This is a genomic window from Nocardioides sp. WS12, from assembly GCF_014108865.1.
In the GTDB taxonomy this organism is placed as follows: Bacteria; Actinomycetota; Actinomycetes; order Propionibacteriales; family Nocardioidaceae; genus Nocardioides.
Genome location: NZ_CP053928.1, coordinates 3766206 through 3789929, shown reverse-complemented (window position 1 = coordinate 3789929; position 23724 = coordinate 3766206). Strand labels below are relative to the sequence as shown.

General features: G+C 68.1%; 24 protein-coding genes and 1 other RNA gene. 15 read left to right on the top strand and 10 right to left on the bottom strand.

Going from position 1 to position 23724, the window contains the following annotated elements; translation table 11 throughout:
* Positions 1 to 17: 17 nt before the first annotated feature.
* On the top strand, positions 18 to 863 hold the full coding sequence (locus tag HRC28_RS18325) for an alpha/beta fold hydrolase (RefSeq protein WP_182376866.1): 846 nt from the start codon (positions 18 to 20) through the stop codon (positions 861 to 863).
* On the opposite strand, the gene HRC28_RS18320 is transcribed toward HRC28_RS18325, so the two are convergent.
* Complete coding sequence (locus HRC28_RS18320; protein ID WP_182376865.1) at positions 746 to 1831, bottom strand: phosphatase PAP2 family protein; 1086 nt, start codon at positions 1829 to 1831, stop codon at positions 746 to 748. The genes HRC28_RS18325 and HRC28_RS18320 overlap by 118 nt on opposite strands.
* 99 nt (positions 1832 to 1930) lie before the next feature.
* On the opposite strand from HRC28_RS18320, the gene HRC28_RS18315 reads away from it, so the two are divergent.
* The 5 genes from HRC28_RS18315 (at position 1931) to HRC28_RS18295 (ending at position 6296) form a co-directional block, all read left to right on the top strand.
* The gene (locus HRC28_RS18315; protein WP_182376864.1) at positions 1931 to 2401 is read left to right on the top strand and encodes a hypothetical protein; all 471 of its coding nucleotides are present in this window, start codon (positions 1931 to 1933) and stop codon (positions 2399 to 2401) included.
* A 104-nt stretch (positions 2402 to 2505) separates the two neighbouring features.
* Complete coding sequence (locus HRC28_RS18310) at positions 2506 to 3489, top strand: NAD(P)-dependent alcohol dehydrogenase (protein WP_182376863.1); 984 nt, start codon at positions 2506 to 2508, stop codon at positions 3487 to 3489.
* A 21-nt stretch (positions 3490 to 3510) separates the two neighbouring features.
* A complete protein-coding gene (locus HRC28_RS18305; RefSeq protein WP_182376862.1) occupies positions 3511 to 4347 on the top strand; it encodes an oxygenase MpaB family protein in 837 nt (278 codons plus the stop codon).
* Positions 4344 to 5039 carry a class I SAM-dependent methyltransferase gene (locus tag HRC28_RS18300; RefSeq protein ID WP_182376861.1) on the top strand — a complete coding sequence of 232 codons (696 nt, stop codon included), beginning with the start codon at positions 4344 to 4346 and terminating at the stop codon, positions 5037 to 5039. The genes HRC28_RS18305 and HRC28_RS18300 overlap by 4 nt, the downstream gene beginning before the upstream one ends.
* 111 nt (positions 5040 to 5150) lie before the next feature.
* Positions 5151 to 6296 carry an oxygenase MpaB family protein gene (locus HRC28_RS18295; protein WP_202033112.1) on the top strand — a complete coding sequence of 382 codons (1146 nt, stop codon included), beginning with the start codon at positions 5151 to 5153 and terminating at the stop codon, positions 6294 to 6296.
* Here HRC28_RS18295 and acs read toward each other — a convergent pair.
* Complete coding sequence (gene acs / locus HRC28_RS18290; protein WP_182376860.1) at positions 6272 to 8248, bottom strand: acetate--CoA ligase; 1977 nt, start codon at positions 8246 to 8248, stop codon at positions 6272 to 6274. The genes HRC28_RS18295 and acs overlap by 25 nt on opposite strands.
* Positions 8249 to 8360: 112 nt before the next feature.
* Between acs and HRC28_RS18285 the strand changes: the two genes are divergently transcribed.
* The 5 genes from HRC28_RS18285 to HRC28_RS18265 all read left to right on the top strand — a co-directional run bounded on the left by HRC28_RS18285 (position 8361) and on the right by HRC28_RS18265 (position 14477).
* Positions 8361 to 9086, top strand: coding sequence for a LuxR C-terminal-related transcriptional regulator (locus HRC28_RS18285; protein ID WP_182376859.1), 726 nt, complete (start codon positions 8361 to 8363; stop codon positions 9084 to 9086).
* A 113-nt stretch (positions 9087 to 9199) separates the two neighbouring features.
* The gene (gene phnA / locus HRC28_RS18280; protein ID WP_182376858.1) at positions 9200 to 10552 is read left to right on the top strand and encodes a phosphonoacetate hydrolase; all 1353 of its coding nucleotides are present in this window, start codon (positions 9200 to 9202) and stop codon (positions 10550 to 10552) included.
* 27 nt (positions 10553 to 10579) lie between these two features.
* On the top strand, positions 10580 to 11869 hold the full coding sequence (locus tag HRC28_RS18275; protein WP_202033111.1) for an MFS transporter: 1290 nt from the start codon (positions 10580 to 10582) through the stop codon (positions 11867 to 11869).
* Entirely contained in the window at positions 11866 to 12984 is a 1119-nt protein-coding gene (locus tag HRC28_RS18270; RefSeq protein WP_182376857.1) for a zinc-binding dehydrogenase, read from the top strand. Before HRC28_RS18275 ends, HRC28_RS18270 begins: the two co-directional genes overlap by 4 nt.
* Positions 12985 to 13010: 26 nt before the next feature.
* A complete protein-coding gene (locus tag HRC28_RS18265; protein ID WP_237111557.1) occupies positions 13011 to 14477 on the top strand; it encodes an aldehyde dehydrogenase family protein in 1467 nt (488 codons plus the stop codon).
* A 46-nt stretch (positions 14478 to 14523) separates the two neighbouring features.
* Here the strand turns inward: HRC28_RS18265 and HRC28_RS18260 are convergent, their stop codons facing one another.
* From HRC28_RS18260 to rnpB, 3 genes are all read right to left on the bottom strand, one after another.
* Complete coding sequence (locus HRC28_RS18260) at positions 14524 to 15414, bottom strand: LysR substrate-binding domain-containing protein (protein WP_182376856.1); 891 nt, start codon at positions 15412 to 15414, stop codon at positions 14524 to 14526.
* Positions 15415 to 15447: 33 nt separating this feature from the next.
* On the bottom strand, positions 15448 to 15906 hold the full coding sequence (locus HRC28_RS18255; RefSeq protein WP_182376855.1) for an NUDIX domain-containing protein: 459 nt from the start codon (positions 15904 to 15906) through the stop codon (positions 15448 to 15450).
* A 179-nt stretch (positions 15907 to 16085) separates the two neighbouring features.
* An RNA gene (rnpB, locus tag HRC28_RS18250) (RNase P RNA component class A) lies at positions 16086 to 16459 on the bottom strand.
* Between the two features lie 112 nt (positions 16460 to 16571).
* Between rnpB and HRC28_RS18245 the strand changes: the two genes are divergently transcribed.
* On the top strand, positions 16572 to 16988 hold the full coding sequence (locus HRC28_RS18245) for a tetratricopeptide repeat protein (RefSeq protein WP_182376854.1): 417 nt from the start codon (positions 16572 to 16574) through the stop codon (positions 16986 to 16988).
* Here HRC28_RS18245 and HRC28_RS18240 read toward each other — a convergent pair.
* From HRC28_RS18240 to HRC28_RS18230, 3 genes are read right to left on the bottom strand one after another with little or no spacing between them, the layout of a single operon-like run.
* A complete protein-coding gene (locus HRC28_RS18240) occupies positions 16981 to 17826 on the bottom strand; it encodes a transglutaminase family protein (protein WP_182376853.1) in 846 nt (281 codons plus the stop codon). The genes HRC28_RS18245 and HRC28_RS18240 overlap by 8 nt on opposite strands.
* On the bottom strand, positions 17823 to 18776 hold the full coding sequence (locus HRC28_RS18235) for an alpha-E domain-containing protein (protein WP_182376852.1): 954 nt from the start codon (positions 18774 to 18776) through the stop codon (positions 17823 to 17825). The genes HRC28_RS18240 and HRC28_RS18235 overlap by 4 nt, the downstream gene beginning before the upstream one ends.
* Positions 18776 to 20281 carry a circularly permuted type 2 ATP-grasp protein gene (locus tag HRC28_RS18230; RefSeq protein WP_182376851.1) on the bottom strand — a complete coding sequence of 502 codons (1506 nt, stop codon included), beginning with the start codon at positions 20279 to 20281 and terminating at the stop codon, positions 18776 to 18778. Before HRC28_RS18230 ends, HRC28_RS18235 begins: the two co-directional genes overlap by 1 nt.
* Before the next feature lie 111 nt (positions 20282 to 20392).
* Between HRC28_RS18230 and HRC28_RS18225 the strand changes: the two genes are divergently transcribed.
* Genes HRC28_RS18225 through HRC28_RS18215 form a run of 3 tightly spaced genes read left to right on the top strand, consistent with a single transcriptional unit; the run spans position 20393 to position 21556 of the window.
* Positions 20393 to 20575 (top strand): hypothetical protein, encoded by a 183-nt coding sequence (locus HRC28_RS18225; RefSeq protein WP_182376850.1) that lies wholly within the window; start codon positions 20393 to 20395, stop codon positions 20573 to 20575.
* A gap of 11 nt (positions 20576 to 20586) precedes the next feature.
* Positions 20587 to 20898: a hypothetical protein gene (locus HRC28_RS18220; RefSeq protein ID WP_182376849.1), complete on the top strand. Its 312-nt coding sequence runs from the start codon at positions 20587 to 20589 to the stop codon at positions 20896 to 20898.
* A 28-nt stretch (positions 20899 to 20926) separates the two neighbouring features.
* Positions 20927 to 21556, top strand: coding sequence for a TetR/AcrR family transcriptional regulator (locus HRC28_RS18215; protein WP_182376848.1), 630 nt, complete (start codon positions 20927 to 20929; stop codon positions 21554 to 21556).
* 10 nt (positions 21557 to 21566) lie between these two features.
* Here HRC28_RS18215 and HRC28_RS18210 read toward each other — a convergent pair whose 3' ends face one another.
* On the bottom strand, positions 21567 to 22835 hold the full coding sequence (locus HRC28_RS18210) for an NADH:flavin oxidoreductase/NADH oxidase family protein (protein ID WP_182376847.1): 1269 nt from the start codon (positions 22833 to 22835) through the stop codon (positions 21567 to 21569).
* Positions 22832 to 23674, bottom strand: a complete 843-nt coding sequence (locus HRC28_RS18205; protein ID WP_182376846.1) for an SDR family NAD(P)-dependent oxidoreductase — start codon at positions 23672 to 23674, stop codon at positions 22832 to 22834. The genes HRC28_RS18210 and HRC28_RS18205 overlap by 4 nt, the downstream gene beginning before the upstream one ends.
* Positions 23675 to 23724: the final 50 nt, after the last annotated feature.

Below are 23724 nucleotides of genomic sequence, written 5' to 3'. Positions count from 1 at the left end.
ACTGTCATCATGACGGGGTGCCTGTAGCGAACGTCTCCGTACGACGAGGTCGGCTCGAGTTCTCTGTACGTGACCACCGGCCGGCGACGGAATGTCGGGGTGTGGTGCTGGCGCTGCACGGCTGGCCCCAGGACGGCCGGTCCTGGGACGCCGTGGCGGAGCGACTCGTCGCCGCCGGCTATCGCGTCGTGGCTCCGGATCTCCGTGGGGCGTCGACCGGTGCCGCGCCGCGCGGTCGCTGGGCCTACCGCTCCAGCGAACTGGTCGCCGACGTCGAAGCGATCCTGGAGTGGATCGGCGAACCGGTCCACCTGGTCGGGCATGACTGGGGCTCGGGCCTTGCCTGGCAGGTCGCGGGGGTGCGGCCGGACCTGGTGCGGACGCTCACGGCGGTCTCCGTGCCCCATCCCGGCGCGTTCGTCCGGGCGATGCTCATGAGCACACAGCTCCCCAGGTGGTGGTACTCCCTCGTCTTCCAGGTGCCGGTCCTGCCCGAACTGGTCCTCGGCAATCGCGATGGATTGCAACGCGGTCTGGAGAAGGCCGGCCTCCCCGTCGACGCGGCCCGACGTGACGCCGACCGGCTCACCGATCGGCGTGTACGACGCGGCGGGCTCAACTGGTACCGCGCCCTTCCGTTCACCACGCCGGGTCTCGGCTTCCCGAGAGTCGTGGCACCGGTGCTCCAGGTCTGGGGTGACCGGGATCCGGTGATCCTGCGCCGCGGTTGCGAGGGATCCGCGCGCTACTGCTCCGCGGGGTTCGAACTGGTGGTGCTGGAAGGCGTCGCGCACTTCATCCCCGAGGAAGCGCCCGACCGGCTGGCTTCACTGATCGTGTCCCACGCCGGTTCCGTCGCCTGATCGCGGCTCGCCCGGCGACGGCGGTCCCACCACGACCAGCCAGCCATCACGACCACCACGAGGAGCGCACCGGCGATCTCGTCGACCACGTAGTGCTCGGCGTAGTAGACCAGCGCGAACAGCATGCTCGCGGGGTAGAGCAGCACGGTCCAGCGCCACGGGGTCCGGAAGTGCGTCACGACCCACCAGGCGATGAAGATCGCCAGAGCCGAGTGCAGGGACGGCATTGCAGCGACCTGGTTGCCGATGGAGGACAGGTCCTGTTGGGCCGTGGTCTGCGCGCTCGCCGTGACTGATCGGCTCGACGCGGTGAGGTCGAACCAGCCCCTCCCGGTGATGCGGGCGACGTCGTCGGTCAGGTAGCCGTCGCGCGCGGCCATCCACGGCGGCGCCATCGGGTAGAGGATGTAACCGGCGACCGACAGCAACATGATGGCCAGGTAGCGCCGCATGTAGCCGACCCAGGCAGGGCGATTGCGCTTCCACAGGATGGCGCCGATGCCCAGCGCGGCGAAGAAGTGGGAGTAGTAGACGGTGGTCAGCACGACGTCGTACCAGCGTGGCGTCAGGGACTGACGGCAAGGCACGCCGCACAGGTGGGCCTGGAGGTACTCGGTCGGCAGTGTCCCGCCGAACAGCCAGCGGTCCGCCTCGATCGGCCACGTGAAGCTCACATTGAGGATCCCGAGGTTGTCGGAGACGCCGCGGCTGTAGAGGTAGAGCAGGAGTACGGCGAACGGCGGCCACCAGTCGCGCAGGAACGCGAGGTGCTCCCGCATCGGACGGCGAACGTCCCAGGCAACGGTGGCCAGCCAGAGGATGATCACGACCTGGTAGCCCTGCCGGGGCAGGCCGTTGACCTGTATGTAGGCGACCAGTCCGACAACGAAGAGGACCATGCCCGCTGCGCGAGCCAGGACGCCCAAGGGCAGGCCGGGGCGCAGCGCTTCTGCTTCACCGCCGGTCATTGGAAACCTCCCGGAAGGGAGGGTAGCGGGAGGGTGGCGACAGCAAGACCAGTGGACGTCGTACGATCGTGTCCTGTACTCGGACATGGGGAGACACAGATGAGCAGGACCTGGTTGGTGCGCGGTGCCGTCGCGGCCGTACTCGCTGTTCTCGCCGCCGCGTGGGTGCTCGGCATCGCTGGCCTCGGCAGCGGTACGACTGCCAAGGGCAAGGACGAGGCGGACGGCCCCAAGCCGGCCGACGTCTCGACGACCTCGGATGTCGACCCGTTGGTCGTTGTGGAGACAACTGACCCCCAATCGGCTGCTGACGAGACGAGTCCGTCCGCGAACCCGTCCGACGAGCCGACCTCGGCTGCCGGCGAGGAGTCCTCGGACGAGCCGTCCACGGTGCCGGTCAAGGCAACCCCCACGTCGAAGCCGAAGCCCAAGCCGTCCGGTGCAACGCCGAAGCCCTCGCCCTCTTCGAAGCCGTCGCCGACGCCCACGCCGACGGAGCCCGCCCAGGAGTGCACCGACCTCGTCACCGTCGTCGACTGCATCCTGGCCCCCATCACCACGCGGCCCTGACCTTCTCGGGGTCGGGTCAGGGGTGATCCTGATGTGCTGGGCCCTTCGCGCGCCCTAGCGTCGATCTGTCAGCCGGACTCGCCGGCTCCGGTCGAGGGGAACCCATGAAGGCGCTGGTCCAGGATGTCTACGGCACGTCCGATGTACTCCGGTTCGAGGACGTCGATCGCCCCGCCCCGGGGGCCGATGAGGTGCTCGTCCGGATTGCCGCGGCCTCGGTGAACGCGGCCGACTGGCACATCATGCGCGGTGAGCCCAGGGTCGCCCGGCTCATGGACCGCAAGATCTTCGGCCGCAAGGCACCGCGGGAGCGGATCCGTGGCCGCGACTTCGCCGGAACCATCGAGGCCGTCGGGTCCGGTGTCACCGACTGGCAGGTCGGTGACGAGGTGCTCGGCGAGCACGAGGGGACGCTGGCGGAGTACGCCGCGGTGCCGCACGCCTGCCTGGCCCGGAAGCCGGAGACGGTGTCCTTCCAGGACGCTGCCGCTCTGCCGCTGGCGGCGACCACCGCCGACCTCCTGCTCACCGCAGGACAGGTCGTGCCCGGGCACCGCGTCCTGGTGATCGGCGCGTCGGGTGGAGTGGGCACGTTCGCCGTACAACTGGCTGGTGCGCGCGGGGCAACAGTCGACGGCGTCTGCAGCGCCCGCAACCGGGATCTCGCGCTGTCGCTCGGTGCCGCGAACGTCATCGACTACCGGAGCGAGGACTTCGCTCGCAACGGGGAGAAGTACGACGTCGTACTCGACCTGGTGGGGAACAGGCGACTGCGCGACCTGCGCCGTGTCGTCGCTCCCGGCGGCACGCTCGTCCTGTCCGGCGGCGGCAACCCGGGGGAGGGCAAGATTCTCGGGCCGGTCGGGCTGATGGCCAAGGGCGGCCTCTTCGGCCGGCTCCTCGGCCTGAAGGTGAAGATCCCGATGGCCCAGCCTGACGGCGCTCGTCTCGCCGAGCTCGTCGCGATGGTGGATCGCAACGAACTCCGCCCAGTGATCGAGCGGACCTACCCGCTCGCGGACGCGGCTGCGGCCATGCGGCACCTCGAAGTACTGCACGCGCGCGGCAAGATCGTCGTCACCGTCTGACACGCGGACTAGGTTGGCTGCATGCCGGAGGCCACGCCACAGCCGGTGCCGGTCGACTCGATCCTGCACCGCCACTACGGCGACTGGCGAGGACTGCTGGTCGGCCCCGGCACCGGCATCCTGCAGCTCATGCACCCGGGCCTCGGGGCTGGCGTCATCCAGCACTCCAGGTTCTTCGACGAACCCTTCGAGCGCGTGTTCCGTTCGCTTCCGCCGATCATCGAGTCGAAGGTGGGCGGCGCCGCGGCGCCCGCAGCGGCCGAGAAGATCCGTGAGTACCACCGCGACATCAAGGGCGTGGACGCCCACGGGAACCGCTATCACGCACTCGACCCCGAGATCTGGTTCTGGGCGCACGCGACGTTCGTGATGGCGGACATGACGTGGATGAACCTCTACCACCACCCGTTGAGCAGGTCCGAGCGTGAGGAGATCTGGGAAGCAGGCAAGACCTGGTACCGGCTGTACGGCGTGAGCGACCGCCCGATGCCCGACACCCTCGACGAGTTCGACGCCTACTGGGAGCACATGTGTGAGCACGTGCTGGAGGCAACAGAGGCGGCGATGTGGTCCGTCGGGGCCTTCGATCATCCCGAGCGCACCCCGCTGCCCGGTGTCCCGCTCTGGCTGTGGCGCCTGGTCGGACCTCGTTTCCTGGCGGAGCAGAAGCTGGGGACGGCAGCGATGCTGTCGCCCGTCGTACGCGACAAACTGGGGCTGACCTTCACCGACCGTGACCGGCGCAGGTTCGCCGCGCGGGTGCGGTTCCATCGGTGGACACGGCCCGCGGTGAACCCGGTCGTCATGTTCGTGCTCGGCCGGTTGCCCTACGGCCGAGCCCAGGTGGCGCGGAAATGACCAGTGACTACGACGACTTCGCGAACGCCTACACGGTGGAGAACGAGGCCAATCTCTTCAATGCGTACTACGAGCGGCCGGCGATGCTCGATCTCGCTGGCGAGGTCACCGGCCGTCGGATCCTGGACGCGGGCTGCGGTTCCGGGCCGTTGACGGCAGCACTTCGCGACAGGGGTGCCGTCGTCACCGGGTTCGATGCGAGTGCCGCCATGGTCGAGCTGGCCCGCCAGCGGCTGGGTGACGACGCGGACCTCCACGTCGCCTGTCTCGGCGAGCCGTTGCCGTTCGCCGACGGTGAGTACGACGACGTCGTCGCGTCCCTCGTCCTGCACTACCTGGAGGACTGGACGGGCGCGTTGTCGGAGTTGCGACGGGTGCTGAAGCCGGGCGGGCGGCTGCTGGTCTCGGTGAACCACCCCGCTGCCTACGCGATCGTGTATCCCGAGGCCGAGTACTTCGCGGTGACGAAGTACTCCGAGGACTACACCTTCGACGGACAGGTGACCTGGCTGACCTTCTGGCACCGGCCACTGCATGTCATGACGGACGCCTTTTCTTCTGCGGGCTTCCGCATTTCGACGATCAGCGAGCCCCCTCCGGCACCGGACACGCCGGCGGAAGTGCTTCCGCCGGGCCTGGAGCCGGGCCAGTCCTTCATGTGCTTCCTCTTCTTCGTGCTGGAAGCGGTCTGAAGGACGGGCGAAGGTGGTCGGGGCTCAGGCCTCCCGTTCCACGAGCCGTTCCGCTAGCGTCCGACGGAGGACACCACGTCCCCTCGGGTCTCACGCATCGCGGAGGTCGCAATGGAGCTCTTGCCCAACATTGACGTCGTCTTCAAGGCCATCGACAAGGTCGGTTCGATGGGGGACATCGGGGTCGACCGGGTCAGGCAGAAGTACGAGCCGCTGCCGGACTACGGGTTCTTCGGACCGGGGTCGGTGGCCTGGAAGGTCTGGTGTTATCCGAGCTCGGCGATCATGGGGTTTCAGCGTTCCGTGACGATCGAGTTCCTCGACCCGAACCTCAATGCGTCGGTCGTGAACTCGGGTGGCGTGAAGTCGCGTCCACGCAACCGCTACGAACGCACCATGCGGTACTTCGCCCTCGTGGCTGCGGGAGACACGGCCGCTGCCACCAAGGCCGCCGACATCCTGGTCAAGGTGCACTCGCTGGGCATCGGGAACGATCCCGTGACCGGGGGACGCTACGACTCGAACTCGCCGGAGTCGCAGCTGTGGATCCACATGACGGCCTGGCACTCGATCCTCTACTGCTACGAGATGTTCGGACCCGGCAAGCTCCCGGCAGCAGAGGAGGCGGAGTACTGGGAGCAGTGCGCCATCGCGGCGCAGTGCCAGACGATCAATCCGGACGACGTACCCCGAACCCGGGAGGCCGTCGTCGCCTACTTCGAGTCCTGGAAGCCTCGCCTGGCCGCGTCCCAGACAGCCCAGTCCATGGTGCGGATGATCCTGCACACCGAGGTCGCCCTGCCGCAGGACCAGCCGGAGTTCGTCAAGCCGATCATGTTGCTGATCGCCCGCTTCGCGACCATGGCGACCATCTCGACGTACCCGCAGTACATCCGTCAGCTTTTCGGTCTCAAGCAGTCGGCCGCAGAGGACGCCATCGTGCAGCCCGCCATGCGCGCCCTCATGACGGCCATCAACAGCAACATCCACCTGTACGACGCGGTCTGGTCGTACCTCGTCCCGGGCGTCGCGGACATCCTCATGCCCGCGGTCCTCGGGATCCCGGCCACCAACCCGGTCACGATGACTCCCCGTGAAGCACAGAAGCTCTACGGGTACGACCCGCCGGCCGAGGCGCACCTGGACCTGCGGCGCAAGCAGGAGCAGAAGGTGTTCGGCGAGCACGTCGCTCCGAGCCTCGAAGGGCTCGAGGAGTCGGAGGAGTTCTTCGGTCACATGCGGGGGGTGCCGCAGTAGTTGGCGTGCCGGGAATCGCCGCCGCGAAGGCTCTCCATCACGGATGCGTCAGCAAGGGTCGATGCGTCGCCGATCTCGCGGTTCTCGGCCACGTCACGAAGGAGTCGGCGCATGATCTTGCCTGAGCGTGTCTTGGGTAGCTCGGGGACGACCGTGATCTGGCGGGGCTTGGCGATCGGGCCGATCTCCCTGGCAACGTGGGCGCGGAGATCGGCAACGACGTCCGTGCCGTCGTCCGCAGCGGACTCACGAAGGATGACGAAGGCCACCACCGCCTGGCCGGTCGTGTTGTCGGCTGCCCCGACCACAGCGGCCTCGGCGACTTTGGGGTGTGACACCAGCGCGGACTCGATTTCGGTGGTCGAGAGGCGGTGGCCGGACACGTTCATGACGTCGTCCACGCGCCCCAGGAGCCAGATGGCGCCGTCTTCGTCCCGTCGGGCACCGTCGCCGGCGAAGTACATCCCTTCCCACCGCGACCAGTAGGTGTCGCGATAGCGCTCGTCGTCGCCCCAGATGGTGCGGAGCATGGCGGGCCATGGTTCGCGGATCACCAGATAGCCGGAGTCACCGTTGGCGACGGACTGACCGGCGTCATCGACGACGTCGGCGACGATGCCGGGAAGGGGAGTCATGGCGGAGCCGGGCTTGCCCTCGGTCACCCCGGGGAGCGGGCTGATCATGTGGCCGCCGGTCTCGGTCTGCCACCAGGTGTCGACGATCGGTGCGTTGCTGCCGCCCACGTGCTCGCGGTACCAGTGGTACGCCTCCGGATTGATGGATTCGCCGACCGAACCGAGAATCCGCAGCGTCGAGAGGTCGTACTCCGCGGGGATCTGCTCGCCCCACTTCATGAACGTCCGGATGGCGGTCGGGGCGGTGTAGAGAATCGTCACGCCCTTGTCCTGGATGATCTCCCACCACCGGCCGCGGTGGGGTGCGTCGGGTGTGCCTTCGTAGAGGACTTGCGAGGCGCCGTTGGCGAGCGGACCGTAGACGACGTACGAGTGGCCGGTGACCCAGCCGATGTCGGCGGTGCACCAGTAGACGTCGTCGGGCTTGTGGTCGAAGACGCTCCAGAAGGTCGACGTCGTCTGCACGAGGTATCCGCCCGTCGTGTGCAGGATTCCCTTGGGAGTGCCGGTGGTGCCTGAGGTGTACATGACGTAGAGGGGGTGCTCGGAGTCGAAGGCCTCCGGTGTGTGGTCGGGGGAGGACCCGTCCACCACGTCGTGCCACCACACGTCGGTTGCGTCGTCGAACGGGACGTGCTGGCCGGTACGACGGACGACGACGACATGGTCGACGGGACTGTCGCCGCCGAGCTTCGAGAGAGCGTCGTCGACGGCCGGCTTCAACGCTGAGGTGGCTCCGCGTCGGTAGCCGCCATCAGCGGTGATCACAATCCTCGCGTCGCAATCGACGATCCGGCTCGCCAGGGCGTCGGCGCTGAAGCCCCCGAACACCACTGTGTGCGGCGCGCCGAGACGGGCACACGCGAGCATCGCCACCACGGCCTCGGGAATCATCGGGAGGTAGATCGCCACCCGGTCCCCAGCCCGGATGCCGAGGTCGGTGAGGGCGTTCGCGGCCCGCGAGACCTCGTCCTTCAGTTGCGCGTAGGTGATGTCGCGGGTGTCGCCCGGCTCCCCGATGAAGTGCAGGGCCACGCGGTCGCCGTTGCCGGCTTCGACGTGCCGGTCGACGCAGTTGTACGCCGCATTGAGGCGGCCGCCGACGTACCACTTGGCGAAGGGGGGATTGGACCAGTCGAGCACCTCGGTGAAGGGCTCGGCCCACGTGATCCGACCAGCCTGATCGGCCCAGTATCCGAGCCGATTGGCGGTAGCGTCCGCGTAGGAATCGGCGGTCGCATTGGCCTGCGCAGCCAGCTCGGTCGGCGGTGCGAAGGACGTTCGATCCGGGGCCAGGATCGTGGGCTGCTCAGACATGGGGGATTGCCTCCGATGGGTGGGGCGGCGACAATGACGCGTCGCCGAAGTGGTGTGCGCCACATGATGCGGTCGCTCGCGCGGCGCCGGCACGTCCGAAAGTAGGTACGCGATGTCTGTCGATCTGATGCGACCTGACGACGTCGCCCTGCTTCGGCAGACCAGCCGTGAGGTTCGTCAGGCGCTCCGGGGAGCTGTGTCATTTGGTGGCCTCAGCGAGAACGGCCGCGTCCGGGTGACCGCCGTTGCCGGCGCAAGCAAGCGCCTCACCTCGATCGTCCTGTCGCCGTCGCGGGGGCTCGGGGGACGGAGTTGGGAGACCGGGCAACCGTTGGCGGTCGATGACTACGAGAACGCCGAAGACATCACGCACGACTTCGATGACCAGATCCTTGGCGAGGGCATCGTCGGTCTCGCTGTTGCTCCGATCATCGTCCGTCGTCACCTCCGTGGCCTGCTGTACGCCGGCACCCGATCGCCCGCACGGGCGTCCGAGGTTCTGCGCCTGCTGGAGCGGCAGGCGGGCCGGGTGGCGCACGAACTGAACATCCGCGACCAGGTCGACCATCGCGTGCGGCTGATCCTCGCGGCCGCCGGCGGGACCGGACAACCGCCGGTTGGTGAGCAGGTCGATCCCGGCGCCGACGCCCTGACGCCGCGTCAGGTCGACATTCTTCGGCTGGTCAGCCTCGGTTTGAAGAACGCCGAGATCGCCGCCCACCTGGGCCTGTCGGTCCCGACCGTGAAGAGTTATCTGCGCACCGTCATGGCCCGGCTTCATGCATCGACGCGGCAGGCCGCCGTCGTCGAGGCGCGGCGCCGCGGTCTCCTCCCGTAGCCGCGTTCGCACCGCCCTATGGCTGCCATAGGCCAACACGGGGTTCCTCGATGTGACGTGCGACACGACTCTTGGCACAGGTCATCCGACCCGAATCCCAGGAGGAGAAAACTGTGAGCACCACGTTCACCGTGAACGATCGCACCTACACCACTCCGGACGTCCCGGTGGTGGTCATCTGCATCGACGGCAGCGAACCCGACTACCACCTCGAGGCCATCAAGGCCGGTCGGATGCCCTGGCTCGCCAAGGTCATCGAGAGCCAGCAGGCCAGCTCCTGGGAGGCGCACTGCGCCATGCCGGCGCTGACCAACCCCAACAACGTGTCGATCGCGACCGGCCAGCCGCCGGCCGTCCACGGCATCAGCGGCAACTACATCTTCGACACCACGACCGGTGAGGAGGTGCTCATGAACGACAAGAAGTTCCTGCGTGCACCCACCCTCTTCGCCGCGGCGAACGAGGCCGGTCTCGACGTCGTGATCGTCACCGCCAAGGACAAGCTCCGTCGCCTGCTCGGCGCCGGCGTCGTCGAGGACGGCCCGAGCCTGGCCGGTACCGGCGAGTTCGTACCGCCGACCCGTCGCGGCATCTGCTTCTCCGCCGAGAAGGCCGACCAGGCGACCGTCGCGGACAACGGCATCGAGGACGTGCTCGAGCTCGTCGGGAAGCCGCTCGCGAGCGTCTACTCCGCCGACCTGAGCATCTTCGCCCTCGCGGCCGGTGTGGAGATCCTGCGCACCAGGGGCGCCGACCTGATGTACCTCTCGCTCACTGACTACATCCAGCACAAGAACGCCCCCGGCACCGAGGCTGCCAACGACCTGTACGCCGAGATCGATCGCTACGCGGCGGAACTGGAAGCACTCGGCGCGATCGTGGTCCTCACCGCCGACCACGGCATGAGCGCCAAGACCGGCGCCGACGGCAAGGCCAACGTCCTGTTCGTCGAGGACGAGGTTCGCCGGATCCTCGGCACCGAAGGTGTCGAGCCCGACAGCGATGGCCTGCGGGTGATCCTGCCGATCACCGACCCGTACACCGTGCACCACGGCGCACTCGGCTCCTTCGCCAGCGTCTACCTGCCCGAGGGCGTGGACCGGGAAGCGACGATCGCTGCCCTCCGTACCGTCCCCGGAGTGCAGGCGGCGTACAACCGTGAGGAAGCGGCCGGGACCTTCTCCATGCCCGCCGACCGTATCGGCGACATCGTCGTCCTCGGCGAAGAAGGCACGGCCGTCGGTCGCTACGCCGCCTGGCACGACCTCAGCGGCCTGGACGCCCCGCTGCGCTCACACGGCGCGCTCGGCGAGCTCCAGATCCCGTTCATCATCAACCGGCAGTTGCCGCAGCCCGAGCAGCTCGACGAGCCCTACGGCCGTCCGGCGTTCGTGCACAACTACGACGCGTTCTGGGTCGCCACAACCGTCGTCTCCGAGCAACTCACTCACTCTTCCGCCGTCTAGCCCGGCGCCCACGATCGGAACATTCCCATGACTCTCATCGACAAGGCCGAGACCCTCGACCCACCCGCTTCTGAACACAGCTTCCGCAAGATGGCCTGGCGGATGCTCCTGGCCGCCATGTTCTGTTACCTCTTCTTCTACACGGGCCGGCAGGCCTTCGGCTTCGCCATCGCCGGCATCCAGGACGAGTTCGGCTGGAACAAGGCGACCGTCGGCTCGATCAGTGCCGTAGCCCTCTGGTCCTACGCCATCGGCCAGATGGTCAACGGCAACCTCTCCGACAAGTTCGGCGGCCGGCGCCTGATGGCACTCGGTGCGATCCTGTCGACCTTCTTCTGCCTCGTCGCGAGCTTCCAGACGTCGTACCTCGGCATGGTCCTTGCGCTCGGTGCCAACGGCTTCGTCCAGGCCATGGGCTGGTCGGCCGGCGGCCGTGTCATCTCGAACTGGTGGAGCCACAGTGAGCGGGGCAAGAGCTTCGGCTTCTACACGCTCGCCGCGGGCTCGTCGTCGGTGCTCGTCTACGTGACGTCGACGCTGACGATCGACACCTTCGACCTCAGCTGGCAGTGGCTGTTCCGCATCCCGGTCCTGCTGATGCTCGTCGGCGGTATCACCTTCTACCTCGTCGCCCGAGAGACCCCCCGCGACGCCGGCATCACCCCGCCGCGTTCGTTCACCCACGACGCCGACGGTGTGGCACACGACAGCGCCGGCCCGGCCCTCAGCTCCAAGGCCCGCTACAAGGCGGTCCTGAGCATCCCGAAGATCTGGCAGACCGGCATCGCGATCGGCTTCCAGAACTCCGCCCGGTACGGCCTGCTCATCTGGGTCCCGGTCTACTTCCTCGGCGACACCTGGAAGGACACCCCCGGTGGCCTGTGGATCTCGCTGGCGCTGCCTTTCGGCATGGCCGTCGGAGCGATGACCAACGGCCAGCTCTCGGACCGGGTGTTCGGTTCACGTCGCGACCTCCCGATCATGGTCTTCATGGCGCTGGGTGCACTGTCCTCGCTGGCCATGTGGATGATCGACCCCGGTCCGGGCCTCGGCATCGTGCTGCTGTTCCTCTGCGGCTTCTTCGTCTACGGTCCCCAGTCGTCCTTCTGGGCGCTGTGCCCCGACTTGGCTGGCAAGGTCATGGCGGGTACGGCGATCGGTGTGGTCAACTTCTTCGCCTACCTGTTCGCGGGTGCCGCGGAACCGATCATCGGGCACATCATGGACAGCAACGGCGGCGACGCCGGGCTGATCTTCCCGATCGTCGCTGCCTGCTGCACCGCCAGCGCCCTGGTCGCAAGCACGATCCGCCGATGACCGCGACAACGGCAGCCGATGTGCTGCACGGAAGAGAGGGTTCGATGACGCAGACCACGGGCTCGGCCACGGCAGCGATCTGGGACGGCACTGACAAGGGCTTCGCGCTCCAGTCGGTCCCGCTCCCGACGCTTCGGGCCGGCGAGGTCCTGGTCCGCACGGAGCTCGCCACGATCTGCGGCAGCGACCTGCACACCATCAACGGTGACCGGCCGACCCCGCTGCCGACCGTGCTCGGGCACGAGGCGATCGGACACGTGGTGGCCACCGGTGGGGAGGTGATCGCCGATGGCCGGCCGGTGACAGTCGGGGAGCGGATCACCTGGACCATCGGAACCTCCTGCGGCACGTGTCGCCGGTGTCTCCGAGGCATTCCGCAGAAGTGCGCGACCGTGCGCAAGTACGGGCACGAGGCCATCGACGACCACTGGCAGCTCAACGGCGGGTTCGCCGACCACGTCCACCTCGCCGCAGGGACCGGCATCGTCCGGCTGCCTGACGACCTGCCCGCCTCGGTCGCCACACCTGCCAACTGCGCCACGGCGACGGTCACCTGCGCGGCACGCCGTGTCGACCTCACCGCCGACGACGTCGTCGTGGTCCTCGGTTGCGGCATGCTCGGGCTGACTGCCGTGGCGTATGCCCGTGACCGTGGTGCGACCACGGTCATTGCCTCGGACGTCGACCCGGCCCGCCGGGCGCTGGCCGGGCTCTTCGGGGCGACTCAAACGGTCGGCCCGGAGACGCTGGCAAAGGTGGTGGCGGAGCAGGGTGCGGATGTCATCTTCGAACTCTCCGGCAACAGCCGCGCCGTGCAGACGGCGTTCGACATCGTCGAGATGGGCGGCCGCATCGCCCTGGTCGGTTCGGTGTCGCCGGCACCGCCGATTCAGTTCGAACCGAGCGGCTACGTCAAGAACCTGACCACGGTCGTCGGCAGCCACAACTACCGGGTCGACGACCTGGTCGAGGCTGTCGCCTTCCTGCAGAGGACCCCGTACCAGTCACTCTTCTCGGACCTGGTGCCCGAACCCTTCGCCCTCGACGACATCGTTGAAGCGGTCGCCATCGCCAACCACGGGAGTGACCCGCGCATCGCCGTGCGGTTCCCCTGATCCCTCTTCCAGCAAGGAGCAGTTCCGTGTCCACTCTGGACTTCAAGGTCAAGCCTGATCATCTCCTCAACTTCGTCGACGGCGTCTGGGCGCCCAGTTCGAGCGGCGAGACGAGGTCGAACCACAACCCGGCCGACATCGACGACATCATCGGAGAGTTCACCGAGTCGGTCACCGACGACGTGACCCGAGCGATCGATGCCGCGCAGGCAGCACAGCACGACTGGGACGCCATCGGACCGATCGAGCGGGCCAAGGTCCTCACCAAGGCAGGCCGACTCATCGAAGAACGAATCGACGGGATCGCCGAGGCAATCACACGCGAGCAGGGCAAGCGCCTGTCCGAGGCCCGGGGCGAGGTGACCCGAAGCCTGGCCATCCTCGACTTCCACATCGGCGAGGCCCGCCGGATGAACGGCGAGACGACGGCCGCGGAGGAGCCGCGGACGATGGTCCTCACGTTCCGCCGTCCGATCGGCATCGTCGGCCTCATCACGCCGTGGAACTTCCCGTTCGCCATCCCGGTGTGGAAGGTCGCGCCGGCGCTGCTCTCGGGTTGCACCGCCGTACTCAAGCCGTCGCCACTGACTCCGCTGACGTCGGCCCTTCTGGTCCAGGCCTTCATCGATGCCGGTGTGCCGGCCGGTGTCCTCAACCTGATCCAAGGTGACCGGGAAGCAGGGGAGGCGTTGGTCAACGACCCCCGGATCGCGGGGATCTCGTTCACTGGCTCGCTCCCGGTCGGCCAGGCGATCAACCGGGCGGGTGCCAACCGGTTGATGCGGGCGCAGCTCGAACTGGGAGGCAAGAACGCACTCATCGTGCTGGAGGACGCTGACCTCGACGCGGCGGCCGACGCAATCATCCATGGTGCGTTCGGCCAGTCCGGTCAGCGTTGTTCGGCGACCAGCCGGATCATCGTGGACGCGAAGGTCCACGACGCGCTGCTCGACCGCCTGGTGCCGCGAGTGCGCGCCATGAAGATCGGTCCCGGCAGCCAACCGGACGCCGACATCGGGCCGGTCGTGAACGACGAGCGGTACCGCGCCTGCCTCGACGCCGTGACCAAGGCCGTGGCTGATGGTGCGACGGTCGTTGCCGGCGGCGCGGCCGCCGAGCTCGACACCACGGGCTACTTCATCCAGCCGACGGTGCTGGACCAGGTGGCCTGGGATTCCGAGCTTGCCCAGGAGGAGGTGTTCGGCCCTGTCCTGTCGGTCATCACCTGCAACGGGTACGACGACGCGATGCGGATCTCGAACTCGGTGAAGTACGGCATGTCGGGCACGATCTTCACGCAGAACCCGGCGTACATGTTCCAGGCGCTGCAGGACTTCGAGGCCGGCATGCTGCACGTCAACCGTCCCGGTGTCGGTGCTTACTCACACCTTCCGCACATGGGGGCCAAGGCTTCCCAGCTCGGCGCACCCGAGTGCTCGGCGGACGTGTGGCAGTTCTACACCGACCTGCGTTCGGCCTGCATCCGGTACTGACCAAACCTCCCGCCCCACCCCGCGCTGTGGGGGCCAGGCCGCCTCCCTACTTCGGCCAGGCTCCCACAGCGCGAAGCATTGTGACGAACGCTTCCTCGGGAGGTGTCAGCGCACGGTCGCCCCGGCGGACCAACGACACGGTCCGCGCCGGAGGCACTGGCTCAACAGTGAGCGCCACGAGCAGACCGCTGTTCCGCTCCCGGGCGGTGGCGTGTTCGGACAGGAGCGTCACGCCCAGGCCTGCCTGGACGGCCTCCTTCAGGGTGTCTGGTCCCCACAGCTCCCAGCGCGGCGCGTCCATGAGACACCACAGGTTCAGGACGTCCTCCTGTTGCTTGCGGGTCGCCGACCCCTTCTCCCGCATCAGAAATCGTTGCCCGCGGAGTTCGGCCGGTTCCAGCACGCGTCCCGCCAGAGGGCTGTCGGGAGCCGCGACCAGCACGAGCTCCTCCCGGAACAGCGGCTCGGCGTCCAGGTGCTCCCGTGGTTGGTCAATACACAGACCCAGAGCGACCTCGCCCTTGATCAGCCAGTCCTCGACCCGCTCTTCGTTCCCGACCCGTATCTGGCACTCGACGTTCGGGGCTCGCCTGGCGAAGTCCGCCACCAGCCGCGGCAACAGGTAAGTGCCCAGGGACGTCGTGCCGGCCAGGGAGAGGATGCCGGCATCGAGTCCCTGGAACTGCGAGACCCGGTTCTCCAAGGTCCGGAGCTGGGCAAAGATCAGCCGCGCATGCTCGAGGACGGCGTCGCCGGCCGGCGTCGTACGCGCCCCCTGGGTCGTCCGTTCGACCAACTGCACACCGAGTGAGCTCTCGAGGTTCCGTACGTGGTTCGAGACCGACGGCTGGCTCATGTAGAGGGACTTGGCAGCGCCTGAGAACCCGCCCGCTTCCACGACGGCAACGAACACTTCCAGTTGGTTCAGATTCACCATTTGTCCGGTCCCTTGGCGTGAGGATCTCCGAGCTCAGATGCTAGCGGTCAGTCGGACCGCGCCCGCAGCGATCTCCGGGAGACGGGGTGGGTAGAACACGAGGCCCGACGAAGCCAGCTCCTCGATCCCGAACCATCGTCCGCCCAGGAGCACAGCGCGCTCAAAGGCGGTCCACGCCGTGAAGGTGACCTCGGCCGGTTCGCCCCGTACAGCGAAGAACTGCTCGGTCTGGCGCACTTCGCGGCCCTTGTAGGTCATGGTGAAGCTGTTGGTGGCGATCGGGCCCACCAAGGAATCGGAGCAGAGTCCCGTCTCCTCGCGGAGCTCACGGGCAGCGGCCTCAGCGAACGATTCCTGATTCTCCAGCGCTCCTCCCGGAGTGATCCACCAGGTAGGCCGATCGGGTTCGGCGGGGTCCTGCTCCTCGAACAGGAGGATGCGGTCGCATGCGTCGAGCACGACGACCCGCGCAGCCAATCGTTCAAGAGACATGGGCCAAGGGTAGGACCGGATGGACCGCGCATCGCCGTGGCGAAGCGCTCGCGGCCGTGAATCTGGCTATGGCTCGCATAGCAACAAAGGGGGTTCCTCTTTGCCGGTGTCCAGCCCGGTGCAAGCGCGCACGAACTGGACTGATTCGAAACGGAGAACCGCACGTCTGCAGCGAATGGGGGACGGGCTGGTCTGTAAGCCGGGTTCTGTCCCTGTTGCCAGGGGGCGACCATCCATCTACGGCTGCCGTTGCCGACAGCCTCCAGCAACCTACCCGCACGCTCGGGCGAGCAGCCCTCAAGCGCGTGCTGTCTGGTCTTGCTCCGGGTGGGGTTTGCCTAGCTGCCCCGGTCACCCGAGGCACTGGTGGGCTCTTGCCCCACCGTTTCACCCTTACCGATTCTCCGAAGAGCGCCGGCGGTCTGTTTTCTGTGGCACTTTCCCGCGGGTCACCCCGGGTGGGTGTTACCCACCACCCTGCTCTGTGGAGCCCGGACTTTCCTCGGGACCTGTCGCCTCACGGCGGAGATCACGCGGTCGCCCGACCAGCCCGTCCGTGGGTCACCCTAGTGGGGTGGGGGCGTTCTGGGGGTTTCGAGGCTCGCTTCGCTCGCACCTCAACCACCGGCGGGAACATCGATCAGGGCCGGAGGGTTGGTACGACCATGACCGAGTTCCGCCTCCAGGCTCCGGCGATCGTGTTCCCGGGCGCGACCAGCGACCACGCGTCGGCGTACCGGACCGCGCACGACCTGCTGAGCCGCAACGCGCCCCGCGAGGCCCTCGAGGTGCTCGAGCCGGCGCTGGTCGAGGAGCCCGCGAATCGCGGACTGCGCTCACTTCGCGCATGGGCGTACTTCCAGCGCGCCCATCTCCTGAAGGCCACCGCCGAACTCACCGCGCTGGTCGAGGAGGACCCGACCGACACGTGGTCCCGGCACACCCTGGGGCGCACACTCGAGCGGCAGTCGAAGTACGACGACGCGCTGCCGCACCTACGCCTCGCGGCGGTGATGACGGGCGACCCCGAGCACGAGTACGACGTGCTGCGGGTCGAGCGGAGCGTGGGCCGGGTCAGCTGATCCGGGTGACCTCGACGAGGACGTCGAGTTTGGCCGTCTTCGCGCCCGAGTAGATGCCGCGCAGGGGCGGGACGTCGGTGTAGTCGCGGCCGTGGCCGATCGCGACGTACCGGTTGCCCGGTGCCGTGTTGGTGCCCGGGTCGAAGCCCTGCCAGCCGTCGTCCCACCACTCCACCCACGCGTGCGAGTCACCGGCGACGGTCACGCCGACGACCGGATCCTCGACGGGGTGCACGTAGCCGGAGACGTAGCGGGCGGGGATGCCGAGTGTGCGCAGCCCGCCGATGGTCAGGTGGACCATGTCCTGGATGACGCCGGCACGTTGTGCCCATGCCTCGGCGGCCGGTGACTCGACGTCGGTGGAGCCGGGCAGGAAGTTGATCTGTTCGTGCACCAGGCGGCAGACCTCGAGGGCGGCAAAGCCCGGCAGTGCGGACGATTCTCCGATCTGGCGGACCTGGTCAGCGAAGTCGGCCGGCGGCTCGACGAGGTCGTTCACCACGAGGAACTCCGTCCAGCGGTCGCTCACCTCGCGTTCGGTGTACGACGACCAGGGGGTCGTGGCGACGGGGGAGCCGGTGCGGTTCACCTGCACGGTCGAGGTCGCCGTCACCGTCATGACGTCGTGCGGGTCGACGACCTCGAACGCTGTCACCTGGCAGCCGAAGTAGTCGGTGGACGTGGAGCTCCACGGCTTCGGCGTCACCTCGAGCCGGTTGTGCACGACGATCTGCTCCGGCGTGGTCACCGGCGTCATCCGGGCCTGGTTGTAGGACGCGGCTGCCCGGCCGTCGTACTCGTACTTGGAGGTGTGCACGATCCGCAGTTGCATGCTCATACGCCGACTCCCTTCCAGGCGACGGCTTCGGCGCCCGCGAAGTATCGGTGGCTGATCGCGTCGGTGGCCGCGGCGCAGGTGCGCTGCAACCGTTCCATCTCGTCCGGTACGTCGGCGACGAGATCCGCGAGCGAGCGGTACTCCAGCTCCGCCCGGACCCGGCCGATCAGCCGGTGGGCCTCGTCCTGGAACCCGGCGCGGTGCGGGTCGCCGCCGATCCTGTCCATGGACTCCTCGGCGAGGTTGAGCGCGAACACCACCGATCGCGGGAACAGCCGGTCCAGCAGCAGGAACTCCGCCGCGGCCCGGTCGGTCTCGATGCCGCGATAGGTGCGCAGGAAGGCGTCGTACGCACCCGACGCACGCAAGGCGGAGGTCCATCGGTCGGCGGCACTCGACAAAGCCGTGGTGGCCACGAGTCGTGAGGTCATGTCAGCGCGCTCGATGCTGCGGCCGAGCATGATGAACTGCCAGCTCTCGTCGCGGGTCATCGTGGCGTCGGCGGTACCGGTGATCAGGGCGGCGCGTTCGCGCACCCACTGGAAGACGTACGGCGGCCGGAGGGTCTCGAAGTGTCCCGTCGGAATCGGGCGCCAGGTGGTGTTGATGACCTCCCACAGCGGCACGGTCAGCGTCTCGCGCGCACCGCGCGCCGACTCCCGTGCGGAGGAGAAGATGGCCGCGATCGAGTTGGGGCACTGCGGGTCGTAGGCGAGCAGGCGCAGCACCTGTTCGATGGTCACCGGGCCGTGCATGTCGACGCCGAACTCAGCGGCGATGTCCGGCTCGACGCCCATGCAGGCCAGCAGGTCGCGGCAGGTCTGGGTCTCGTCGACTGATCCGTCCTCGAGCAGCAACTGGGTCTGGACGTCGAGGATCCGCGCGGTGTCGTCGGCTCGCTCGATGTAGCGGCCGATCCAGAAGAGCGACTCGGCGATCCGGCTGAGCATCACTCCACCTCCTGCGTCTGCGTCTGCGTCTGGGACTGCGTCTGCGAATCGGGCTGCGCGAGCTCGGCACTCGTCGGCCCGGCCAGCACCCAGGTGTCCTTGGTGCCTCCACCGCGCGAGGAGTTCACGATCAGCTCGCCCTTGCCGAGTGCGACCCGGGTGAGGCCGCCGGGCAGCACCCACACGCGGTTGCCGTCATTGACCGCGAACGGCCGCAGGTCGACGTGCCGCGGCCCGAGCTCGCCGTCGACGAAGGTCGGGACGGTCGACAACTGCACCACCGGCTGGGCGATCCAGGCCCGTGGGTCCTCGATCACCTTGGCGCGGAGTTCGTCGAGCTCGGCGCGCGTCGCACGAGGCCCGATGACGATGCCCTTGCCGCCGGACCCGTCGACCGGCTTGATGACCAGTTCGTCCATCCGGTCGAGCACCTCTTCGCGGGCCGCGGCATCACCGCAGCGCCAGGTGTCGACGTTGCGGATCACCGGCTCCTCGCGGAGGTAGTACCGAATGATGTCGGGCATGTAGGTGTAGACGAGCTTGTCGTCCGCGACGCCGTTGCCGACCGCGTTGGCCAGCGTCACGTTCCCGGCGCGGGCCGCGTCGATCAGGCCCGGGCATCCGAGCATCGAGTCCGCCCGGAAGTGCACCGGGTCGAGGAACTCGTCGTCGATCCGGCGATAGATCACGTGCACCGGGGCCAGGCCTTTGGTGGTCCGCATCATCACCTCGCCGCGCTTGCAGACCAGGTCGCGTCCCTCGACGAGCTCGACGCCCATCGTCCGCGCGAGCAGCGTGTGCTCGAAGTACGCGCCGTTGTAGACCCCCGGCGTCAGTACGACGACCGTCGGGTCTGCGACGCCCGCCGGCGCCGCAGCCCGCAGTGCCGCTAGCAGCCGCTGCGGGTAGCTGGCCACCGGCCGGATCCGGTGCTGCGCGATCGTCTCGGGCAGCGCCGCGGAGATCGCGCGCCGGCTGGTCATCACGTACGACACCCCCGACGGCACCCGCACGTTGTCCTCGAGCACCCGGAACTCGCCGAGGTTGTCGCGGATCAGGTCGATGCCGGCCACGTGCACCCGCACCCCGTTGGCCGGCCGGACCGTCGCGGCCTGCCGGTGGAAGTGGGAGCTGGTCGTGATCACGGCGCGGGGGATCACCCCGTCGTCGAAGACGTTCCCGGCGTCGTACACATCGGCGAGGAGCATCTCGAGTGCCTGGACCCGTTGCTGCAGGCCTTTCTCGATCACGGACCAGGTGTCCATCTCGATCACGCGCGGCAAGATGTCGAGCGGCATGGCGCGCTCTTCGCCGCCGATGTCGAAAGTGATGCCCTGGTCGAGGTAGCTCGCCTGGAGCGCCTCGACCCGGCTGATCAACTCGGGCGTGCTCATCTTGTCGAGCGAGTCACGCATCCGGAGGTACGGCGGCCGCAACTGTGCGCCGTCGAACATCTCGTCGTAGGCGGGTCCGTTGGTCCCGTAGCCCTCGAACATCGTGCTCATGTCCGGACACTACTGAATCATTCGCCCGAGCGCGTTTCCGGCGTATTTCGGGCAGCAAGCTGCCAGGCGACGCCTCCCACCGCGCTGCCGGGCAGTAGTAGGTTTCTTGCCATGGCGTACTGGTTCTGCCTCACCCATCACACCGTCGAAGGCGCCGAAGGGTGCCCCAACAAGGATCGTCTCGGGCCTTATGACACGGAGGCCGAGGCATCGCGCGCGGTAGAGAAGGCTGCGGAGCGTACGGAGGCCTGGGACGAGGACCCGGTCTGGAACGACGACGTCGAGCCCGAGTGATCGGTCGTTAGGTGCCTTTCTCCCGCCGCCGCCGGATCCGTCCGGTGGTCATTGACCCTGCCACGGGCAAACAGATCACCGCGGCACCGTTCATCGGCCTCGGCCTGGTCGTCTCGTCTGCGTTCCTCTACGGCGTGGCCTTCTGGCTGGTCCCGATCTGGGTCGCCGCCTTCTTGCTGCTGACGTGGGTCGTGATGCTCCTGTCCTGCTTCGCGTGGTGGACGCCGGTCCCGCAGCGACTGGTGCCCCTCGGTGTGTTCGCCTTCGTCTGGTGGTTCGTGGCCGTTGCCGCGGCCGGGGTGCTTCTCGACTGGAAGCCCTGACGCTCCGCCCGTGTCCTAGGGTTGAGGCGTGCCCGCCCGTCAACGCTCCGAGGGCCCCGGGCCCCGGCGTCGCCTCGCACCCGAGGCGCGTCGCGCTCAGCTCCTCGCCGTCGCCGAGGACGTGTTCGCGCGGCTCGGTTTCCAGGGCACGGCGGTCGACGACATCGCCGCGGAAGCGGGCGTCACACGCACCCTGATCTACAAGTACTTCGCCGACAAGGACGAGATCTACCTCGAGTGCGTCCGGGTCGCTCGCGAGGCGCTGGACGGGGCGATGGTTTCCGCGGCAGCGCAGCACGATGCTCCTGAGCAGCAGTTGCGCGCGGGTTTCCACGCCTACTTCGGGTTCGTCCGTGACGGCGGTTCCAAGTGGGACGTGTTGTTCGGCGGAGGTGCCGCTGCCACGGGTTCGGTCGCGGACGCGGCCGCCGCCTTCCGCTACCAGACCGTCGAGGTCATCACCGCACTCCTGCGCGCGGGGGCTCCGAAGCTGGCCGAGGACGCCGCGATGACCTACGCCCACGCCATCTCGGGCGCAGCCGAACAGGCGGCGAAGTGGTGGCGGCGCAACCCGGACACGTCGATCGACACGCTCGTCGAGCGGATGATGGACGTGCTGTGGGCCGGCCTGGAGAAGATCGCAGCGCAGCACGCCTGACCTGCTGGGGTCAGCCGCGCTTCTCCCGGAACGCGCCGGGGCCGTTGCGCAGGCCCAGCATGATGGCCGTCTCCAGCCACGAACGGTCGAGGTCGGGCTCCTTGCCCGCGCCCATCCGGTGCAACTGGTCGGTGTGCCACGACAGGTCGATGGCGCTGTCCATGGTGCGGAGGTTGGTGACCTTGCCGAGCACGGCACGGAGACCCGCGCGAACCTGTGCACTGGGCAGTGAGGTCCGGCCGTTCTCCAGGATGGAGCGGGGTGCGTCGGGAACGATGCACGTCGGACGCCCGAGACCAACGATGTCGCAGTCCCCGGACGCGACCGCCTCTTCCATGGCTGCGGTCGAGCGGAAGCCACCCGTCACCGCAATGGGTACGACGCCCGCCAGATGCCGCACCGAAGCGGCGTACTCGAGGAAGTAGGCCTCACGGGCAGCCGTCGACGCGCGCATCGCGCCCATCATCGCCGGGGCCTCGTACGACCCGCCACTGATCTCGATCATGTCGATCCCGCGGTCGACCAGTGCGGTGACCACGTCACGCGACTCCTCTTCGGTGAAACCGCCGCGCTGGAAGTCCGCCGAGTTGAGCTTGATGCCGACGGCGAAGTCGGGCCCGGTGGCGGCCTTGATCGCACTGACCACCTCGAGGGCGAATCTGCGGCGGCGTTCGGAGTCACCGCCCCAGGCGTCGTCACGCTGGTTGCTCAGCGGCGAGAGGAACTGGGTGACGAGGTAGCCGTGCGCACCGTGCACCTGCACGCCGCTGAAGCCTGCTGCTTCGGCAATCGCGGCGGTCGTTGCGTAGCGCTCGATGATGTCGCGGATCTCGGCGTCCTCGAGCGCGCGGGGCTTCACCGCTCCGGGGACCTTCGCGGTGATCGCACTGGGCGCGACCGGGCGGTTCCGGGTGATGAGCGCGTTGGCCTGCCGCCCGGGGTGGTTGATCTGCATCCACAGGGGAGTGCCGCTGTCCTGGAAGCCACGGGCCCAGTGCCGCAGCTGGTCGAGGTGTCGGTCGTCCTCGACCGCGACATTGCCGGGCTCGCCGCGGTGACGGCGATCGACCATCACGTTGCCGGTGACGACGAGGCCGTAGCCGCCGTCCGCCCAGCGCGCGTAGAGCCGCTCGAGCCGATCCGAGGGACTGCCGTCGCGATCGCCGAGCGACTCGCTCAGCGCCGACTTCATGAACCGGTTGGCCAGTCGTTGGCCGTTGGGGAGGTCGATCGGTGCGGCGAGGTGGTCGACGACCGGCGTGATCTGGCCCGTGCTCATGCCGATGCCTTCTTCAGGGAGCCGGTGAGGCGACGGGACACCGCTGCGAACGGCCGCTGGTACGCCGACCCGAGGACCCGCACGACGAGGTCGACCGCGATGGCGTCCGCTCCGATGAGGACCTTGGCCCGCCGACGGGTCACGCCGCGCAGGATCGTCCGCGCAGCGGTCTCCGGCGACGTACGGGTCAACTTCTCCTCGAAGAGACGCGACAGCCCGGCGGTGTCGCCGTCGTTGCTGGCCGTGGCGTTGTTGACGATATTGGTCTTGATGCCGCCCGGGTGCACACAGGTGACGCCGACCGGGTGACCGGCCACGAGCATCTCCTGGCGCAGCGCCTCGGTGAACCCGCGGACCGCGAACTTGGCCGCGTTGTAGGAGCTCTGCGTCGGAACGCTGAACAGCCCGAAGATGCTCGACACGTTCACGACCTGGCCGTCGCCGGAAGCGATCAGGTGGGGGAGGAAAGCCTTGGTTCCGTTCACGACACCCCAGAAGTCGACGTCGATGACCTTCTCGATGTCCTCGTACGGGCTCTCCTCGATGGTGCCGAAGATGGTGATGCCGGCGTTGTTGATCACCATGTTGACCGTGCCGAAGTGGGCAGCCACGGCGTCGGCCCAGGCGTGCACGGCGGCCCGGTCCCGCACGTCGAGGACCTGGGTGTGGGGAGTCGCGCCGAGTTCCTTGCAGAGGAGTTCGGTCTCGGCGAGGCCGGCAGAATCCCAGTCGCTGAGCGCGACGCGAGCGCCCTCGTCGACGAGCTGCAGCGCCAGCGCGCGGCCGATGCCTGATCCGGCGCCCGTCACGGCGACGACGCGGTCCTGGAAGTTCTTCATGTGACTCCTCCTGTGTGGTGGGTCGACAGTAGTTGCCAGTCAGACGACTG

What these genes read in the sequence shown, in the direction of transcription:
- HRC28_RS18320 (WP_182376865.1), bottom strand. Translation starts at nt 1,831, where the DNA reads ATGACCGGCGGTGAAGCAGAAGCGCTGCGCCCCGGCCTGCCCTTGGGC.
- HRC28_RS18315 (WP_182376864.1), top strand. Translation starts at nt 1,931, where the DNA reads ATGAGCAGGACCTGGTTGGTGCGCGGTGCCGTCGCGGCCGTACTCGCT.
- HRC28_RS18310 (WP_182376863.1), top strand. Translation starts at nt 2,506, where the DNA reads ATGAAGGCGCTGGTCCAGGATGTCTACGGCACGTCCGATGTACTCCGG.
- HRC28_RS18305 (WP_182376862.1), top strand. Translation starts at nt 3,511, where the DNA reads ATGCCGGAGGCCACGCCACAGCCGGTGCCGGTCGACTCGATCCTGCAC.
- HRC28_RS18300 (WP_182376861.1), top strand. Translation starts at nt 4,344, where the DNA reads ATGACCAGTGACTACGACGACTTCGCGAACGCCTACACGGTGGAGAAC.
- HRC28_RS18295 (WP_202033112.1), top strand. Translation starts at nt 5,151, where the DNA reads ATGGAGCTCTTGCCCAACATTGACGTCGTCTTCAAGGCCATCGACAAG.
- acs (WP_182376860.1), bottom strand. Translation starts at nt 8,248, where the DNA reads ATGTCTGAGCAGCCCACGATCCTGGCCCCGGATCGAACGTCCTTCGCA.
- HRC28_RS18285 (WP_182376859.1), top strand. Translation starts at nt 8,361, where the DNA reads ATGTCTGTCGATCTGATGCGACCTGACGACGTCGCCCTGCTTCGGCAG.
- HRC28_RS18275 (WP_202033111.1), top strand. Translation starts at nt 10,580, where the DNA reads ATGACTCTCATCGACAAGGCCGAGACCCTCGACCCACCCGCTTCTGAA.
- HRC28_RS18270 (WP_182376857.1), top strand. Translation starts at nt 11,866, where the DNA reads ATGACCGCGACAACGGCAGCCGATGTGCTGCACGGAAGAGAGGGTTCG.
- HRC28_RS18260 (WP_182376856.1), bottom strand. Translation starts at nt 15,414, where the DNA reads ATGGTGAATCTGAACCAACTGGAAGTGTTCGTTGCCGTCGTGGAAGCG.
- HRC28_RS18255 (WP_182376855.1), bottom strand. Translation starts at nt 15,906, where the DNA reads ATGTCTCTTGAACGATTGGCTGCGCGGGTCGTCGTGCTCGACGCATGC.
- HRC28_RS18245 (WP_182376854.1), top strand. Translation starts at nt 16,572, where the DNA reads ATGACCGAGTTCCGCCTCCAGGCTCCGGCGATCGTGTTCCCGGGCGCG.
- HRC28_RS18240 (WP_182376853.1), bottom strand. Translation starts at nt 17,826, where the DNA reads ATGAGCATGCAACTGCGGATCGTGCACACCTCCAAGTACGAGTACGAC.
- HRC28_RS18235 (WP_182376852.1), bottom strand. Translation starts at nt 18,776, where the DNA reads ATGCTCAGCCGGATCGCCGAGTCGCTCTTCTGGATCGGCCGCTACATC.
- HRC28_RS18230 (WP_182376851.1), bottom strand. Translation starts at nt 20,281, where the DNA reads ATGAGCACGATGTTCGAGGGCTACGGGACCAACGGACCCGCCTACGAC.
- HRC28_RS18225 (WP_182376850.1), top strand. Translation starts at nt 20,393, where the DNA reads ATGGCGTACTGGTTCTGCCTCACCCATCACACCGTCGAAGGCGCCGAA.
- HRC28_RS18210 (WP_182376847.1), bottom strand. Translation starts at nt 22,835, where the DNA reads ATGAGCACGGGCCAGATCACGCCGGTCGTCGACCACCTCGCCGCACCG.
- HRC28_RS18205 (WP_182376846.1), bottom strand. Translation starts at nt 23,674, where the DNA reads ATGAAGAACTTCCAGGACCGCGTCGTCGCCGTGACGGGCGCCGGATCA.